We start from the raw sequence: 16,499 nt of genomic DNA on the forward strand, positions 1-16,499 counted from the left end.
AGGTGAGGACATGGAAAAACATAATGAGATAGTAAATGCGATTCCGGTGCGGACCTGGAATTGGCTGGGTGTCAATGAAACGGCGATGCCTGTTGCTTTTCCGGTCGTCAAGGCTTATCGCAAGCAGCCACTGGTTCTGACCGGGGGAAAATCGGTAACCATCACATCCCTCAAAGACAGTCAGGCTCAACTGCAACAGTTGGGGCCACTGCCCAAGGCCGGTGTCAGTGGCACTATGAACCGCCTGGTGGCGGAACATACCAACAGCGGATACTTTATTGAAACGGTGGCAGGACAGAAATGTCAGAATCCGCTGGTTTTGCAGTATCATCTGGATGAGGCTGATCCGGTGCTGGTGGACCGGCAGGTCATCCTGGCCCGGGAAAACAGTGAAATCACGGTGGTCATCCGTTATACCTCCCAGGCCGGTACAGCCGCCTATCATAGCGGCATAACTCAGGTCGTTGCCCTGGCCGGTGCGGTAGTGCATCTGGTCAAGGTGCAGCTTTTGGCCGATGATGCTTACCACATGGATGCCGTAGGTGTTGTCAGTGGCGATAACGGACAGGCGGACTGTACGTTGGTCGAACTGGGAGCCTGCCAGACCATTACCAATTGCCAGACTCAACTGATGGGTGCCCACAGCGCCGGGAGCATTCAGTCCATCTACTTTGGTGATAAAGACCGCAGTATTGATATCAATCATGTCCTGACTCATCAGGCCCGGCAGTCGGTAGGCGAGATCAAAGCCCGTGGGGCGCTGCTGGACCGGAGCCGGAAGATATTCCGCGGTACGCTGGACTTTCTGAAGGGTGCCCGCGGTGCCAAGGGTAAAGAAGAAGAATATGCCGTATTGCTCAGCCCCGATGTACGCAACTGGTCGGTGCCGCTGATGCTGTGCGGTGAAGAATCCGTAGAAGGCCAGCACGCCGCCAGTGCCGGCAAAGTAGATGAAAATAAGCTGTTTTATCTAATGAGCCGGGGTCTTAGCGAGAACGAAGCGAAAAAGCTGATTATTGAGGCCTCCTTTGAACCCATCCTGGCCCGGATACCGGTTGAGCAGTTAAAAGAAGAAATTTCGTCCTATGTGAAAGGGAGGCTAGCCTATGTCCAGTAACTATCAAAAAGACTTTCCACTGCTCAAGCAGACCACGGCAAATGGCAAGCGCTTGGTTTACCTTGACAACGGAGCCACAACCCAAAAGCCCTTATCGGTCATTCAGGCGCTGGAAGGCTATTATGGCACGTCCAATGCCAATCCTCACCGGGGCGCCTATGGGCTGAGTGTGAAGGCGACCGAACTGTACGAAAATGCCCGGGAGAAAGTCCGCCAATTTTTGGGGGCAGCCAAAACAGAGGAGATTATTTTCACTAAAAACGCCACCGAATCGCTTAATCTGATTGCCTACAGCTATGGCCTGCAGTTTATCGAAGCAGGTGATGAAATCGTGCTGTCCATCGCCGAGCATCACAGCAATATGGTGCCCTGGCAACAGGTGGCTAAGGCGCGCGGCGCTGTGCTGAAATACATGTATGTCAATGCCGACGGCGTGTTGCCGGAGGAGGAAATCGAGTCGAAAATTACGGCGAAGACCAAGCTGGTGGCGGTGACTCATGTATCCAATGTGCTGGGGATTGTCAACCCGATCCGGCGGATTGCCGCTAAGGCTCACTCGGTTGGGGCTGTGATTGTGGTGGATGGCGCGCAGAGCGTGCCCCATTTGGCAGTAAATGTCCGGGAACTGGATGTGGACTTTTTTGTTTTCTCAGGTCATAAAATGCTGGCACCCATGGGCATCGGTGTTTTATACGGCCGGGAGGAGCTGCTGGAGGCTATGCCGCCTTTTCTCTGCGGCGGCGATATGATCGAGTATGTGGAGGAGCAGGATACCACCTTTGCGCCGCTGCCGGCCAAGTTTGAGGCAGGGACGCAGAATGTGGGCGGTGCCGTAGGATTGACGGCCGCTATTGAGTATCTGGAGCAAACCGGTCTGGATGTCATCGAACGGGAAGAACGGGAACTGGTCCGCTATGCGGTGGAAAAGCTGCAGCAATTGCCCTATATTACATTGTATGGCTGCGGTGATCTGACGAATAAAACCGGGGTGATTTCCTTTAATGTCAAGGATGTACATCCCCATGATGTGTCCACCATTCTGGATGCCGATGGGATTGCCATCCGGGCCGGCCATCACTGTGCCCACCCTCTGATGCATTACCTGGGCGTCAATGCCACCTGCCGGGCCAGCCTTTATTTTTATAATACCCGCGAAGATGTGGATGCGTTGCTTGACAGCCTAAGCCGGGTGAGAGGAGTGCTGGGCTATGGATCTTAGTGAAATTTATACGGAGATTATTGCCGAACACAGCAAGTCGCTCCGCAATAAAAAGCACATGGACAATCCCACGGTGACGTTAAAGGGGCGCAATCCCAGTTGCGGCGATGAAATTGAGCTGGAGCTTAAGCTGGAGAACGGAGTGATCCGGGACGCCCTGTTTACCGGCGTGGGCTGCGCCATATCCCAGGCTTCGACTTCCATGATGATTGATCTGATCCGGGGACAGACGGTAGAAAAAGCCCAGGAACTGATTGATACCTTTCTGGGCATGATCAAACGGGAGATCACCGATGACGAGCAATTGGAAGTACTGGATGAGGCGGCAGCGCTGAAAAATATCTCCAACATGCCGGCCCGCGTCAAATGTGCCGTGCTGTCCTGGCATACGTTGGAGGACGGTATTAAAAAGTCCCGCTGACGGCCAGGTGGGGAGAGAAGCAAATAAAAGTATAAAGGCCAGAAAATAAAGACCGGTATCTTAGGTGCCTGTCAATATTTTCTGGCCTTATTTAGTTTTTATAAAGTAATGAAACCGTGATCTACTAAACAGTCTGTTAGATGAGATAGAGTGTTCTATCTGGAAATTTTATGTTAAAATTATTATAGGCTGTCAGGGAACGGTTGGCTACTCCCGTGAAAAGGGGGTGGTGCCTATGACCACATATGAAGCGTTATCATTTGCTGTTGCATTTGCTACGTTGATTGTTTTGGTCATAAAAAGCAAATAACCGCTCCCTGCCCAAAGGTTAGCGGTTATTTCTTAACTACTTAATTTTGGTCAACCGTTTCCGGTTGCAGCCTAGGGTTGGTATGTTAGCGCATGCCGACCCTTTTTATATATTCATTATAACCTATCTTAAAAAGAATATGCAAGTTTTAACGTTGTTTTTCCGGGTTTCGCCTGCCGGAAAAAATGCACCCGATTTCTATGGCTAGTGGATAATTTTATTGCTTCTTAGCCATGCTGTGGGTGTGTGAAACTGAATTACAGCACCTTCAAGCACCAGGCGATCAGCCTTTGGACCAGAACATCGATGTATTGTTACATAGCTTGCAGCTTTTGGTCGTACTGTGTGTTACAATGTAAAGGTAAAAGTTTTGCCTTACAGGGGCAAACTATACCATGGGTGGTTTGAAGAACTTAGTGATCTGTCCACTCTGAAATCATAATGACTTCACGGGCCTTTTTCCCGCTATGCTTTGTTGTCATCGGCTACCTATGCCCATAGGTGCGTCGCCTATGCCTTGCCTTGCGAAAAAATCCTGCGAATTCTTTTACGCTTTCAAAGTAGACAGACCACTGGCCCTGTGATTTTCCAAGACAAGGAGTCGATCTTCATATGATAATCAAACCAAAATTCCGCGGATTTGTTTGTGCTACAGCACATCCCGAGGGCTGTGCATACCTGGTAAAAAAGCAAATACAATATGTGAAAGCAGAACAGCAGCTCAAGGGGCCTAAACGGGTTCTGGTAATTGGTGCGTCCACCGGCTATGGTCTGGCGTCAAGAATTGTGGCTGCTTTTGGTTGTGGAGCCAGTACCATCGGCGTTTCTTTGGAGAAGAATGCCCTTCATAACACTACGGCAACCGCCGGGTGGTATAACACGGTCACCTTTGAAAAGGAAGCGGCGGCAGCCGGGCTGTATTCAAGAAGTATCAACGGAGATGCCTTTTCTAATGAGATCAAGGAAAGAACGATTGAACTAATCAAACAGGACTTAAAAAAGATTGATCTGGTTGTATATAGTATCGCTGCTCCCCGCCGGACTGATCCTGCCACCGGTGAAATGAGTTCTTCCGTTATTAAGCCTATTGGTAAGCCTTTCACCAGCAAAACGATTAATCTGAATTCCCACGACCTTTATGATGTTACCCTGGAGCCGGCCAGTGAAGAGGAAATCAGGCAGACCGTAAAAGTCATGGGGGGCGAGGACTGGCAGCTTTGGCTGGAGGCGCTGGAAAATGCCGGAGTTTTGGCCGAGGGAGTAAAGACCGTCAGTTATTCTTATATCGGGCCTGAATTGACCTATCCGATTTATACCGGCGGAACCATCGGCAAGGCTAAGGAACATCTCGTGGCAACGGCAAAATTGCTGAATGATCAACTCAAGGCAATTGGCGGCAAAGCTTTTGTTTCAGTGAACAAAGCATTAGTCACCCAGGCCAGTGCGGCTATTCCTGTTGTACCGTTATATTTGATGCTGCTCACAAAAGTCATGGAGAGCAAAAACATAAATGAAGACTGTATAGAGCAGATCTATCGCCTCTTTGCTGACAGATTGTATGCGGCGGAGGGGCGTTTAGACGAGACAACGGTGATTCGGATTGATGACCGGGAACTGCGGGAAGATGTGCAGGCGGAAGTGCTGCAGCTATGGGAACAGGTCTGTTCGGGTAAGCAGGATGTCAGCGGCGCTGTCGAGCGATTCCGCAGGGAGTTTCTAAATCTTTTCGGATTTGAATATGAGCATATAGATTATGAACAGGAAAGCGAAGCGGAACAAGGACACTCGCATATCCTGACTTTATAAGCTATGCTGTTTTAAGTAACGCAGCCGAACTTTTGACGATTATCGCATTAATGTTTAGTAGGCAGAAAATAGGTAATGCAGTTCATTCTTGTAATGTTAACCTGCGCGTCTGACCGTATAAAACGGGTCAGTTCGCGCAGGTTTGATTTTTATGGAGAATATGAAAACTAATCATCTAAAATGCCGGCAGTACCGGATGCGTAAGTATTGGCAATACACAAAATCCTTAAAATTTGATATTTCTGTTTCGATTAAAATTAACCAAAGTATAACCTGATATTAACATGAGGAGGAAAAGAAACATGGTACGCTAAAACAGAGGGTGAGGCGTATGTCGGATAAATTGATCAATAGTTTATTCCTGTTACTGGCGATTGGCTATATGGTCATGTGTTTTTTGCAATGGAGTATTATTTCTGAGCCTGGTGGCATGTTTGATTTACCTGCATCGTAAAAGTACGGTAAAAAGGGAAAAGCTATGGTGATGGTAACCAATAATCCGCTCCGGAAAACAACTGGGAAGATCGTCTTGCGGCCTGCTCTGAAGGGGAAACCGGCGTATCATAAAAAAGGTTGTCAAACGCATTGGTTTGACAACCTTTTTTATTTGGAAAATTAAAAGGTATGAGAAGCGGGAAGGATTTAGTTAGCAAGAAATAAAAGAAAAAATATATTTGCCCGCCGGCATGATGATTCTCTCAAACCGGCAGGAATATGGACTTGTTTCGGTAAATTGGGTTATTATATAGGAAAAAATACATAGGAGGGGGATAAAATAAAAGTTAAATGGTTAGGAAATTTCTGTTTTTTATTTACTGCCAATAGGGGTATGAAAGTTTTGACAGCTCCCTTCGACAGTTCGGTAGGGTATAGCCTGGCTTTCTACGCCTCCGGTACTGGCTTTAGAATATAGATATGGCAGCCTTAGCTAGGGGCGTGTCTTTAAGTGATCGGATACGATTCCCAGCGGTGGTTTTTTGGGCCATTCAGGCATTGATGTTTTTTGAAACAGAGGCCACTATTCCTGCAAAATTTCGTCTGTTCTGTAGAGTATCACTCGTTTGGCCCCGAAAGCCCTCACCATGAAGCATACCGTTATTTTGAAGACACGTCCTAACATAAAGGAGAGATGAACCCCGTGAGACTGGAGGAATTGATTAATCAACACCAGTACGAATTGAGTCAGACCGACCATATTATCTGGAAATATATTTATCATCATAAAAACGAATGTCGCAGAATGTCGGTACATCAACTGGCAGCAGCCTGCAATGTTTCCAGTACGACGGTTGTGCGGTTTGCTCAGAAGTTATCTCTCGACGGTTTTAGTGATCTAAAAGCGCTGCTGAAGATGGAAAGAGAATACACGTTATGTACGGAAGAGGACGCAGTAAAAAAGGTTATTGACCATTATCAGCGCGTCAGCCAGGATATGGCCAAGAAAAGTTTCCAGCCGATGAGTGAGCTTTTATATCGGGCGGAGCGCATTATTGCTTATGGTTCCGGCTATGTGCAAAGCAATGTTGTTAAAGAATTAAAGAGACTGTTTTTGTTTGATAAAGTACTGATTTACGAAATACAAGGCAAGGATGAACTCACCTCAGTTGTGAAGATGCTGACGCCGGCCGACCTTGTTATTATTGTATCTTTAAGCGGCGAAACTCCCCTGGCCGTGGAAGTGGCGCAACAGCTTAAACTGCAAAGTGTGCCGCTGATTTCCATTACCCGTCTGCAGGAGAATTCCCTGGCTGCGCTGAGTACCGAGAACATCTATATTGAAACGTCGGAGTTTCATCTATATGCGGATCAAAGCCTTCCGACATACAAATCAATGATGATTTATTTTCTGGTTATTGAAATATGGTTTATCAGATATCAGGCCTATAAAAAAAGACAAAGGCAATTAAAAGAAAAAGATGCGGAAGAAGAGATTTTTTGAAAAGCCGGCAGGGACACCGTTCCTGCCGGCTTTTCTAACCTGTAACAAAGTACGGAAAATGGAACAAAGTCCATAGTAGTGACAAATATCCGGAATGCGGCAAATCCATTGATGATCGCCGCGAAATACTTTATGATGAGGGAGAAATCCCGGGATGGATTACATGGATTATGATGAAAGGATAAACACCCATGAAAAAATCATCTGTTGTTATAGCCGGCGGAGGAAGTACGTTTACACCGGGCATTGTTTTAATGTTGCTTGAACATCTGGAACGGTTTCCGATCCGGCAAATAAAATTTTATGATAATGACGCCAAACGACAGGAGCTTATTGGTAAAGCTTGTGAGATTTTACTACAGGAAAGAGCGCCGGAAATTGCTTTCAGTTATACCACCGATCCAGAGGAAGCCTTTACTGATGTGGATTTTGTTATGGCTCATATCCGGGTCGGCAAATACGCCATGCGGGAACAGGATGAGAAAATTCCGATGCGTTATAACGTGCTGGGGCAGGAGACCTGCGGACCCGGCGGAATTGCTTATGGCATGCGTTCGATTGGCCCTATTATTGAAATCATTGATTTTATGGAGAAATATTCGCCTGATGCCTGGATGCTCAACTACTCTAATCCGGCCGCCATCGTAGCCGAAGGCACCAGAAGGCTGCGTCCTACCTCAAGGATTATCAATATTTGTGACATGCCTGTCGGTATAGAAGACCGGATGGCGGGGATACTCGGATTAAAAAGCCGCAAGGAGATGCAAGTGAAGTATTACGGCTTGAATCATTTTGGCTGGTGGAGCGATATCCGCGATCAAGCCGGCCATGATTTAATGCCCAGGCTTAAGGAGCATGTGGCAAAGCATGGCTATATTGTCAGACCGGAGGCTGAACAGGTAACCGAACCCAGTTGGAATGATACGTTTGCCAAAGCGAAGGACGTATATGCGGTAGAACCGGATACGCTGCCCAACACGTATTTAAAATACTATTTGTTTCCCGATTACATTGTCAAGCATACCGATCCGAACCATACCAGAGCCAATGAGGTCATGGAGCACAGAGAGAAAAACGTTTTTGCCGCAGCCCGTGATGTGATTGAACAAGGAACGGCCAAGGATTGCCGGTTCACCGCTGATGACCATGCTTCCTATATTGTTGATTTGGCCGACGCGATTGCGTCCAATACCAAGGCCCGGATGCTGCTGATTGTTGAAAATGGCGGTGCTATTGAGAACTTTGACCCCACGGCCATGGTGGAAATTCCCTGCATTGTTGGTTCAAATGGATATGAAAAAGTTTGTATCGGCAAAATTCCTCAATTCCAAAAGGGTTTGATGGAACAGCAGGTGTCAGTGGAAAAACTGGTAGTAGAAGCCTGGATCAGCGGCAGCTATCAAAAGCTGTGGCAAGCGCTGACCCTATCAAAAACAGTGCCTAGCGCCTCGGTAGCCAAACAAATCTTGGATGATTTAATAGTTGCCAACAAGGGCTATTGGCCGGAATTAAAATAAACAGGCTTAATGTTGGATATTGGACTGATATGACCCCAAAACAGGAGGAAAGAAATCTCCCGGCCGTAGTTCAATATCCAATTATTTTTTTGACAGGTATTTTTGGAATTTTGATTTTATTTCGATAAATTTTGCAGACCAACAGCCGTACTGATTTGTTTGCAGCAGTGTGTTTGATTTTTAAGGAGGGTTACTATGGCGATTAACCAGGACGTAATGATGCAAAAGGTACAACGGTTTGGCGGTGCCATGTTTACACCGGTTTTGCTATTTTCATTCTTTGGCATTATGGTTGCCTTGTCGATATTGTCTAAAAATCCCGATATTATGGGTAGCATAGCCCATAAAGGAACACTGTGGTATGATTTCTGGTTTATTGTTGAGCAAGGTGCGTGGACGGTTTTCAGTCAGATGCCGCTTTTATTCGTTATTGCCTTGCCAATCGGTTTAGCACAAAAGAACCATGCCCGGGCCTGTATGGAGTCCTTTGTTATTTACATCGTTTTTAACTATTATGTCTCGGCGATGCTGACTCTGTGGGGCCCGGAGTTTGGTGTGGACTTTACCAAGGCAGCCGTCAGCGGTTCGGGCCTGGCGATGATTGCCAATATTAAAACACTGGACTTTGGCATGCTTGGCGCCATTTTTATCGCGGCTATAACGGTATATCTGCATAACCGTTTTTTTGACGTCGACTTACCCGATTTCCTTGGCGTATTTAAAGGCTCTTCCCTGGTAGTCATTGTCGGATTCTTTACTATGCTGCCGGTAGCGTATCTCTTTTGTCTTATTTGGCCCCATATTCAAATGGGGATTGCTTCTCTCCAGCAATTTCTTAAAATGAGCGGCGTTTTTGGAGTATGGCTGTATACTTTCCTGGAGCGGATATTGATACCAACAGGACTGCATCATTTTATCTACACTCCTTTCATTTTTGGACCGGCCGTTGTCGATGGCGGAATTAAGCAGTACTTTTTTCAACATTTAAATGAGTTTTCCACGACAGCCCATTCATTAAAGGAAATGTTTCCGCAAGGTGGTTTTGCCCTGCACGGATCTTCTAAAATGTTTGGTTCCATCGGGATTGCTCTGGCCATGTATGTCACAGCCAAACCGGCCAAGAAAAAAGCCATTGCCGGCCTTCTGATCCCGGCTACCCTGACGGCCCTGCTTTGCGGCATTACCGAACCTTTGGAGTTTACCTTTTTGTTTGTTGCACCGTTATTGTTTGCCGTACATGCCGTTTTAGCGGCAACCTTAGCTGCCGTATCGTATTCCTTTGGAGTGGTCGGTGATTTTGGCAGCGGTCTTATTGAAAATGCCGTGTTGAATTGGATACCGTTATTCAAGTACCATACGTCTACGTATATTATCCAGTTTATCATTGGTTTTATTTTTACCGGTATTTATTTTGTTACGTTCCGGTATTTAATTTTGCATTTTGATTTTAAAACCCCGGGGCGTACCGATGAAGAGGAAGACAGACTATATACTAAGGCTGATTATAAGGCAAAACAGGCTACGGCAGCAGGGGTTGACCTTGACGAAAGAGACCGGAAGGCAGCAGCCTTTCTGGCCGCTTTGGGCGGCAAGGAAAACATTGAGGAAGTCACGAACTGCGCAACACGGCTAAGAGTTACCGTTAAAAATGGCAAGTTGGTACAGGATACAAAGGTATTTGTCGAAGGCGGCGCTCATGGGCTGGTGTGCAAGGGTAATGCCGTGCAAGTCATTGTCGGGCTTTCGGTACCGCAAGTACGGGAGCGGTTTGAGGCTTTGCTGGCAACAGCACCACAGGACATCGACTCTCAGGAGAATAGGAACAAGAGCGCAGCTCTGAAAGCTTTTGTCTCCGGTCAGGTGTTTCCCATGACTGAAGTAAAGGATGAAATGTTTTCGCAAAAAATGATGGGAGACGGCGTAGCCATCTGGCCGGACAATCAGGTAGTAACCGCTCCGGCTGACGGTGAGATTACCATGGTTACCAGTCAATCCGGACATGCCATAGGCATGAAACTAAAAAACGGACTGGAAATTCTGCTGCATATCGGGCTGGATACGGTGAACATGTCCGGAGAAGGCTTTAAGGTATTGGTTGAACCGGGGCAAAGGGTGCAGGCCGGTACCGAACTGGTCCGGTTTGACCGTAAGCGGATCGAGGAAAAAGGTTATTCACCGGTTGTTATTATGGCGGTTACTAATTTTGACCAGTATCCGATGCTGAGTTTTTATTCCGGTGTGCAGGCCGAAGCCAATAAAACCGTCGTTGCAACTTATTAAAGGCATCAACCGTTGATGTAATGAGTCTGCCGGCATAGTAAGAGATTTTTTCAACAGGCAAAAGAAGTAAGATAATTATAGGTTATGCTTAAACGTAAAGACGGACCAAAAGCCTTAGAAGTAAGGCTTTTGGTCCGTTTGCTCTGCCATTGTGTTGCTTTATAGTTGACTATGATCTGTTATTTGGCAAAACGGGCTAGCATGCCTTCCAGCATCCGGGCGTGGCGGGCTTCGTCTTTAGCCGACTCATTGAAGTAATCTCTGGCCGTTTCAAGACCCAGTTCCTGTGCCTTTTCGGCTGCCTGTTTCTTGCCTTGGTTGGCGAAGGTTTCACCGTCCAGCATTTGACGGAGATTTTCAAACAAATCTTCCTGAATCATACCGTTAAACTCGGCAAAGCGGGCAGCATGCTCCGCTTCTTCCCAAGCAATTGTTTTTAACACTTCCGCAATTTCCGGATAGCCCTGCCGCTGGGCCAATCGGGCAATAGCCAGATAAAGTCCGGCCTCGGAAGTTTCACCGGTAAAGTTTTGTTTTACCATTCTTTCCAGTTCGGTTCCTTTTGTTTCACCGATTATATTCTCAACAGTCAAATCTCTTTTCATTGTATTGGCCCCCTTTTAGTGTCGGCGTTGAACGCTATGTAGAATTTTACCTGCCATTTCGGAATTAACCTTTTGAATATCGTTTAAATACAAGAGTGTGCTGCCTCTGTACTCCTGAACTTCACCCAGCAAGATGATTTCCAGGCTGGAGCGGATGATATTAATAATACAGTCTTCATCATGATAGACATTACAGTTGCGGCATTGATTTAGCAAAAAACCAATGGCGTTAACCACTGTCTCAGTATCATACAGCTTGGTGTCGTTATAAGGGAGGGCCTGCATCCCGTTTGCAATAAAATCGTCTTTTTGTTTAAGCACGGTCAAAAGCGACTTTTTACAAAAACCGATTAAGCATTCCTCCTGCTTACACTGATGGCAAAACTCTTCTCCCAAACAGCAATTGCCAATTTCGGTAATTAAAGCATCGACTTGCAATTGTATTACCTCCTTAATGATAAATTTAGAAATAATTTCCACATATTTAGAAAAAGTTCCCATTAATATTTTATTGCTAATAATTGTTTTCTACAAGTATTTTTTGTTGATTTTTGTACAAATGCCAAGAATAATGGAGTGATTTTGATTATACTGTTGGATGCAGAAAAGGTTAGCAAGCCCTGCCACAGGCCTGCTAACCTTTATTTTTACCAACCAGCAAAGAATGGGAGGACTTTGCAATATTTTGGAGAATTTGTGAAATAAAAGAAAAATATGGTTATTTTTTGTATCAGCGATGTCAGAATAAGGTTACCTTTAGGACTGTTGAGAGGTGAGCAGGTGGCAAAACAGCTAAAACAAACACTCCTATTAGCATTGCAGTACAGTGTATATGAGAATCTTACACCACGCGGCAGGTTGATCTTACAGCATGGAGAAGTATAGCAAGATAAACTGGAGTTCCTCTAAGACAATTGATTTTTTGTATGGGGAAGATGGGTTCTCATTTTAGCTAAGGGATGGTATCGGTGAAGAAAAAGACATTACGCGGTGAATTGTTGATATGGACGTTTATAGCAGGTATCGTTCCGTTTATCGTTGGCAGTTTATATATTGAAAAAACAGTTTCCAAACAGGTCCGGGAGGATTTTGGCGCCTATGCCCAGAGTGTGGTAAGCAAGGTGCATACCCGGATTAATGAAGGTGCCATTAAGCCGGCTTATGAAGCCGTGACGTTATTGGCCGTGGATGAAAATACGGCAAAACTGGCTGATTCTATCGGTAATCAGCAAATAGATAACCTAAATAATAAAAATAATGATATTTATGATGGTTTTATAAAATATACCAATATATTTTCCCAGATTAAAGGGCTTGCTATCGGTACAGAACAGGGAGGTTATTTCGAGTATCCCGATTATTTTACTCAGCTAGGCTATGATCCTCGAACCCGGCCTTGGTATCAGGCGGCATTACAGAAGAGGGGGAAAGCGCTGCTAACGGACCCGTATATTATGCATACCACAGGAGAAATGGTTGTTGCGGTGGCTCATACGGTCGAGCGGCAGGGACGTACTCTGGGTGTGGTGGTAACAGGATGGAATCTAATGGAGTTTCAACGGGAGATTGAAGAGTTAAAAATTGGCTTAAGTGGCTATGTTATGGTTCTAAATGAGAACAATAAAATTATTGTGTCTCCCCGGCATAAAGAATGGTTAATGCATACTCCTGAGGAAGTTGGTTTGCCTGTCGAGATTCTGTCAACAGAGAACGGCAAGATACATCAAGTGAATCTGGAAGGGAAAAAACAACTAATTTGTATAGATACTTCGGAAGAGTCGGGTTGGAGAGTAGTGGCTGTTATGGAGGAAGAAGAATTGCACAAGAAAGTAAGCGCGATTTTGTTTCCCGTTTTGCTTACCTATTTTGCCACACTGGTCAGTATTCTTGGCTTCATTTTTGTAGTGACTCAAAGATATGTAGTGGGACCCATTCGGAGTTTACAGGGGGGGGCTGCCGCAATTGCTGACGGTGATTTAACAGCCCGGGTAAAAAATCAGGAGCACGAAGAATTTGGGATTCTGGCAACGGCATTCAATCATATGGCCGGCGCTTTGCAGGACAGCTTTGCCAAAATACAAGAACAAAATGTTATGCTGTATAAAAGAGAAAAAGAGTTTCAGACCTTGGTGGAAAATGCTCAGGACATTATTTTGCGGATTGACCGTCAGGGGAGAATTACCTATATTAATCCGGTTTTTAGCCTGTATTCTTCGCATCCGGTGGAAGCCTTGTTCGGTCAGAATTTTAAGGCACTGGGCATGCCGGAGCTGTTTCAGAACAAAGTGGAAGCTATGCTGCAAATGGACAAGTCGGGCTTTCAGGAACAGGTATTGGAATTTGGGTTTACTGCCCAAAAAGGATGTGTATATTGGCTGCAGGCCCATATAATTCCGGAATTTTATGACCGGCAGCAACCGGATACCATTCTTTCGGTTATTCGCAACATTACGCAACAACGGGAAATGGAAAAGCAAATAGCCCGTTTGGACAAATTGAGTCTTGTCGGTGAAATGGCCGCCGGGCTGGCCCATGAGGTGCGCAATCCAATGACTACGGTGAGAGGCTTTTTGCAGATGTTGGCCCGCAAACATCCCGATTCGCCCAACATTGCTTACTATGATATCATGATTGCCGAATTGGATCGTACTGATGCTATTATCAAGGAGTACTTGTCGTTGGCCAAAAATAAGGCTATTCACCGGGCACCGGCTAACCTCAATGACATTATCCGGGCAATAGCGCCGCTGATGCAGGCCGACGCGACTATACATAATAAAGAGGTGCGCCTGCAATTGGGAGAAATTCCGGATTTGCTGCTGGATAAGCAGGAAATTCATCAACTGCTGCTCAACATGGTCCGCAATGGCTTGGAGGCCATGCCGGAAAAGGGAGCAGTATGTATTAAAACCTACCGTGAGGAGATGGAAGTCGTGCTGTCGGTAGCCGACCAGGGTACAGGCATCAAAAAAGAAGTACTGGAGCATTTGGGCATACCCTTTCATACAACAAAGGACAATGGCATTGGTCTGGGATTAGCCGTTTGCTATAGTATTGCGGCAAGACATCATGCCAGAATTCATGTGGAGAGTACTAGTCAGGGAACAAGTTTCTTTATTTGTTTTCCTATAGGAGCATAGGTCTGAACGGAGGAGATTGATGATGTCACCTCAGCTTGCTCTTGAAGTGAAGCCGTTGACAATTGAGCATGTACCTGAGATTCTAGCATTACAGGATTTGATTATTGAAACTCTGTCGGATAAAAAAAGTTATTATCGAGAAGAGAATGATTATTTTTTTAAAGCACTGCAGGGAGGCGACTATTCCTTAGGTTTGTTTGATCGGGGAAACTTAGTAGGATATAATATTGTTTCCTTGCCTGATGATATACAGAATCTGGGATATGAAGTTGGACTTTATGAGTCGGCGTTATCAAAGGTAGCGCATTGGGGTCCGGCAGCTATTCATCCTTCTTTGCAGGGAAACGGATTATTAAAGAAAATTCTTGTTAAACAATTAAAAGAATTAAAAGTTAGCGGCTATGAACATATTTTTCTTACTATTGCTCCATGCAATTATTCTTCGTTAGCTGCAGTTTTACAACAAGGGTTTCTTATAAAACGGATTAAATTGAAGTTTGGAAATTTACTTAGATATATATTGCATTTAGATATGAGCCGCACTTTAAAAAAACCTATTTGTCAAGTCAGAGTAACAGGAGAGGATTTGGAATCACAAAAACTTTTGTTAACGTTTGGGTTCTATGGATATTCTGTTGAAAGTGAAAAGTCAGGAACGACAACTCTTTTATTTGGTCATGATGGGCTTGAGGAGACACTATGACGTATTTGGGGCGGCAAAGGAGTAATGTTCATGAAAACTTGCGGTATCGTAGGTGGAATGGGGCCGGATGCCACATCGCTATTTTATATGAAATTGATAAGGAATTTCCAAAACAGGGAAAGTTATCCCCCGGTACTGTTGTATAGTGTACCGGAACCGTTTCAGGCTGCCGATGCCTGGATTAAAGAGAACAGGGACGGCGATTGTTTACAAGAGCTGATTTTGGAAGGTATCCGTTTATTGGGCACACGGGTAGGCTTTATTGTAATACCCTGCAATACGGCCCATATGTTTATGCCTCACATCAGGCAGGTGGCGTCTGTTCCGGTGATTAGTATGATTGAAGAAACCTGCGCTTATATTCAGCTTCGTAAACGATGGAATAAGGTTGGCATATTGGCTTCCACGGCGACGATTCAATCCGGCTTATACGCCTGTGAATTTTGCCAACGCGGTATCGAGCCGGTCATGCCGGACCAAAGTCAGCAAGAACTGTTGGCAAGTATTATTATGCACATTGTTAAGGGGCAGTTTCTGTCCAGGGACCGTGCGGCCCTCCGGCGGATGGTTGCGTCATTGCTGGCTAGGGGAGCCGAGGGGGTTTTGCTGGCTTGTACCGATTTGCCGGTGCTGCTGCCGGATAGTTATGCTAATCCGGTGCTGCTGGACGCTATGGATGTATTGGCAGAGGTGGCCAGTGCCTGGATTCTGGAGGAGTCCACCGGATTGTCTATGGCAGGTTATATTCCCGTGCCGGAGCACAGGAATCATTTGTTTCAGCGGCTATAGAAAGAAAAGAGCAGGTTGCCGGATTTCAAGCCGGCTGCCTGCTCTTTTTGGTTGCTTCGTTTAGAATTTTTGCTTTAGCATAATCTGATAATCGCTGTTGGAGTTGTCAGGATGACGCTCAATTTCAAGTTGCTTATCTTTGTCTTTATCCATTTCGATTTGGACAGCCCCGCTTTTTACCTGTACGCCAGGCAGGATTTGGACAGCCCCGTCTTTTACCTGTATGCCGGGCAGGATTTGCACTCCCTTTTTCTCTTCTTTTTGCAGGTGGTAAGTCTGTTCGGACAGGTTTTCCTGTTTGCCGGCCGGGGTTAACGTTTTCGTCGCTCCCAACTGCTGTGAGCCTAGGTTCGTTTCCCTGCCACTTGCCGGTACTGTTTCGGTTGATGCTTCGGCAGCCTTCTGACCGGCCGGTACTGCCGGTGGTATGGCTTGACTGGCCGGTTCCTGTGAACCGGAAGTTTGATTATCGGTAGCCGGAGATGTAGGCCGACCGGGGTGGGTCAGCAGCCAACCGAGCCAGATTACTAGCAGGGCGACTGTCAAGGCAAGCAGCTTTTTCATGGAAATCCTCCCAGAACTGGATTATGCTGCTTTGATTCGACGCCGGGCAGGCATTTTCCTTGTTCAAAGTTTTGAACTGGAGTTAGAAA

At 45.9% G+C, this 16,499-nt stretch carries 13 protein-coding genes; 10 read left to right on the forward strand and 3 right to left on the reverse strand.

Annotated features, from left to right (window positions below):
- The first annotated feature begins 10 nt into the window (after window positions 1–10).
- The 7 genes from sufD to F3H20_RS05820 all read left to right on the forward strand — a co-directional run bounded on the left by sufD (window position 11) and on the right by F3H20_RS05820 (window position 10,609).
- Window positions 11–1,117 (forward strand): Fe-S cluster assembly protein SufD, encoded by a 1,107-nt coding sequence (gene sufD, locus F3H20_RS05790; RefSeq protein WP_149734005.1) that lies wholly within the window; start codon window positions 11–13, stop codon window positions 1,115–1,117.
- Window positions 1,107–2,336, forward strand: coding sequence for a cysteine desulfurase (locus F3H20_RS05795; protein WP_149734006.1), 1,230 nt, complete (start codon window positions 1,107–1,109; stop codon window positions 2,334–2,336). The genes sufD and F3H20_RS05795 overlap by 11 nt, the downstream gene beginning before the upstream one ends.
- Complete coding sequence (gene sufU / locus F3H20_RS05800) at window positions 2,326–2,757, forward strand: Fe-S cluster assembly sulfur transfer protein SufU (RefSeq protein WP_149734007.1); 432 nt, start codon at window positions 2,326–2,328, stop codon at window positions 2,755–2,757. Before F3H20_RS05795 ends, sufU begins: the two co-directional genes overlap by 11 nt.
- A 922-nt stretch (window positions 2,758–3,679) precedes the next feature.
- The gene (fabV, locus tag F3H20_RS05805) at window positions 3,680–4,873 is read left to right on the forward strand and encodes an enoyl-ACP reductase FabV (protein WP_149734008.1); all 1,194 of its coding nucleotides are present in this window, start codon (window positions 3,680–3,682) and stop codon (window positions 4,871–4,873) included.
- A 1,138-nt stretch (window positions 4,874–6,011) separates the two neighbouring features.
- The gene (locus F3H20_RS05810) at window positions 6,012–6,812 is read left to right on the forward strand and encodes a MurR/RpiR family transcriptional regulator (RefSeq protein ID WP_149734009.1); all 801 of its coding nucleotides are present in this window, start codon (window positions 6,012–6,014) and stop codon (window positions 6,810–6,812) included.
- 191 nt (window positions 6,813–7,003) lie between these two features.
- A complete protein-coding gene (locus F3H20_RS05815; protein ID WP_149734010.1) occupies window positions 7,004–8,329 on the forward strand; it encodes a 6-phospho-alpha-glucosidase in 1,326 nt (441 codons plus the stop codon).
- A gap of 195 nt (window positions 8,330–8,524) precedes the next feature.
- On the forward strand, window positions 8,525–10,609 hold the full coding sequence (locus tag F3H20_RS05820) for an alpha-glucoside-specific PTS transporter subunit IIBC (protein ID WP_149734011.1): 2,085 nt from the start codon (window positions 8,525–8,527) through the stop codon (window positions 10,607–10,609).
- Between the two features lie 179 nt (window positions 10,610–10,788).
- Here F3H20_RS05820 and F3H20_RS05825 read toward each other — a convergent pair whose 3' ends face one another.
- Both F3H20_RS05825 and F3H20_RS05830 read right to left on the reverse strand, forming a co-directional pair.
- Complete coding sequence (locus F3H20_RS05825) at window positions 10,789–11,214, reverse strand: ferritin-like domain-containing protein (RefSeq protein ID WP_149734012.1); 426 nt, start codon at window positions 11,212–11,214, stop codon at window positions 10,789–10,791.
- 15 nt (window positions 11,215–11,229) lie between these two features.
- The gene (locus F3H20_RS05830) at window positions 11,230–11,652 is read right to left on the reverse strand and encodes a hypothetical protein (protein WP_223191642.1); all 423 of its coding nucleotides are present in this window, start codon (window positions 11,650–11,652) and stop codon (window positions 11,230–11,232) included.
- 530 nt (window positions 11,653–12,182) lie between these two features.
- Between F3H20_RS05830 and F3H20_RS05835 the strand changes: the two genes are divergently transcribed.
- Genes F3H20_RS05835 through F3H20_RS05845 form a run of 3 tightly spaced genes read left to right on the forward strand, consistent with a single transcriptional unit; the run spans window position 12,183 to window position 15,846 of the window.
- On the forward strand, window positions 12,183–14,354 hold the full coding sequence (locus F3H20_RS05835; RefSeq protein ID WP_188128214.1) for a PAS domain-containing sensor histidine kinase: 2,172 nt from the start codon (window positions 12,183–12,185) through the stop codon (window positions 14,352–14,354).
- Window positions 14,355–14,373: 19 nt separating this feature from the next.
- Window positions 14,374–15,057 (forward strand): GNAT family N-acetyltransferase, encoded by a 684-nt coding sequence (locus F3H20_RS05840; protein ID WP_149734014.1) that lies wholly within the window; start codon window positions 14,374–14,376, stop codon window positions 15,055–15,057.
- A 30-nt stretch (window positions 15,058–15,087) separates the two neighbouring features.
- The gene (locus F3H20_RS05845; RefSeq protein ID WP_149734015.1) at window positions 15,088–15,846 is read left to right on the forward strand and encodes an aspartate/glutamate racemase family protein; all 759 of its coding nucleotides are present in this window, start codon (window positions 15,088–15,090) and stop codon (window positions 15,844–15,846) included.
- A 60-nt stretch (window positions 15,847–15,906) separates the two neighbouring features.
- On the opposite strand, the gene F3H20_RS05850 is transcribed toward F3H20_RS05845, so the two are convergent.
- Window positions 15,907–16,410, reverse strand: a complete 504-nt coding sequence (locus tag F3H20_RS05850) for a hypothetical protein (protein ID WP_149734016.1) — start codon at window positions 16,408–16,410, stop codon at window positions 15,907–15,909.
- Window positions 16,411–16,499 lie beyond the last annotated feature (89 nt).

The sequence above is a fragment of the Propionispora hippei DSM 15287 genome (assembly GCF_900141835.1).
Lineage (GTDB): Bacteria > Bacillota > Negativicutes > Propionisporales > Propionisporaceae > Propionispora > Propionispora hippei.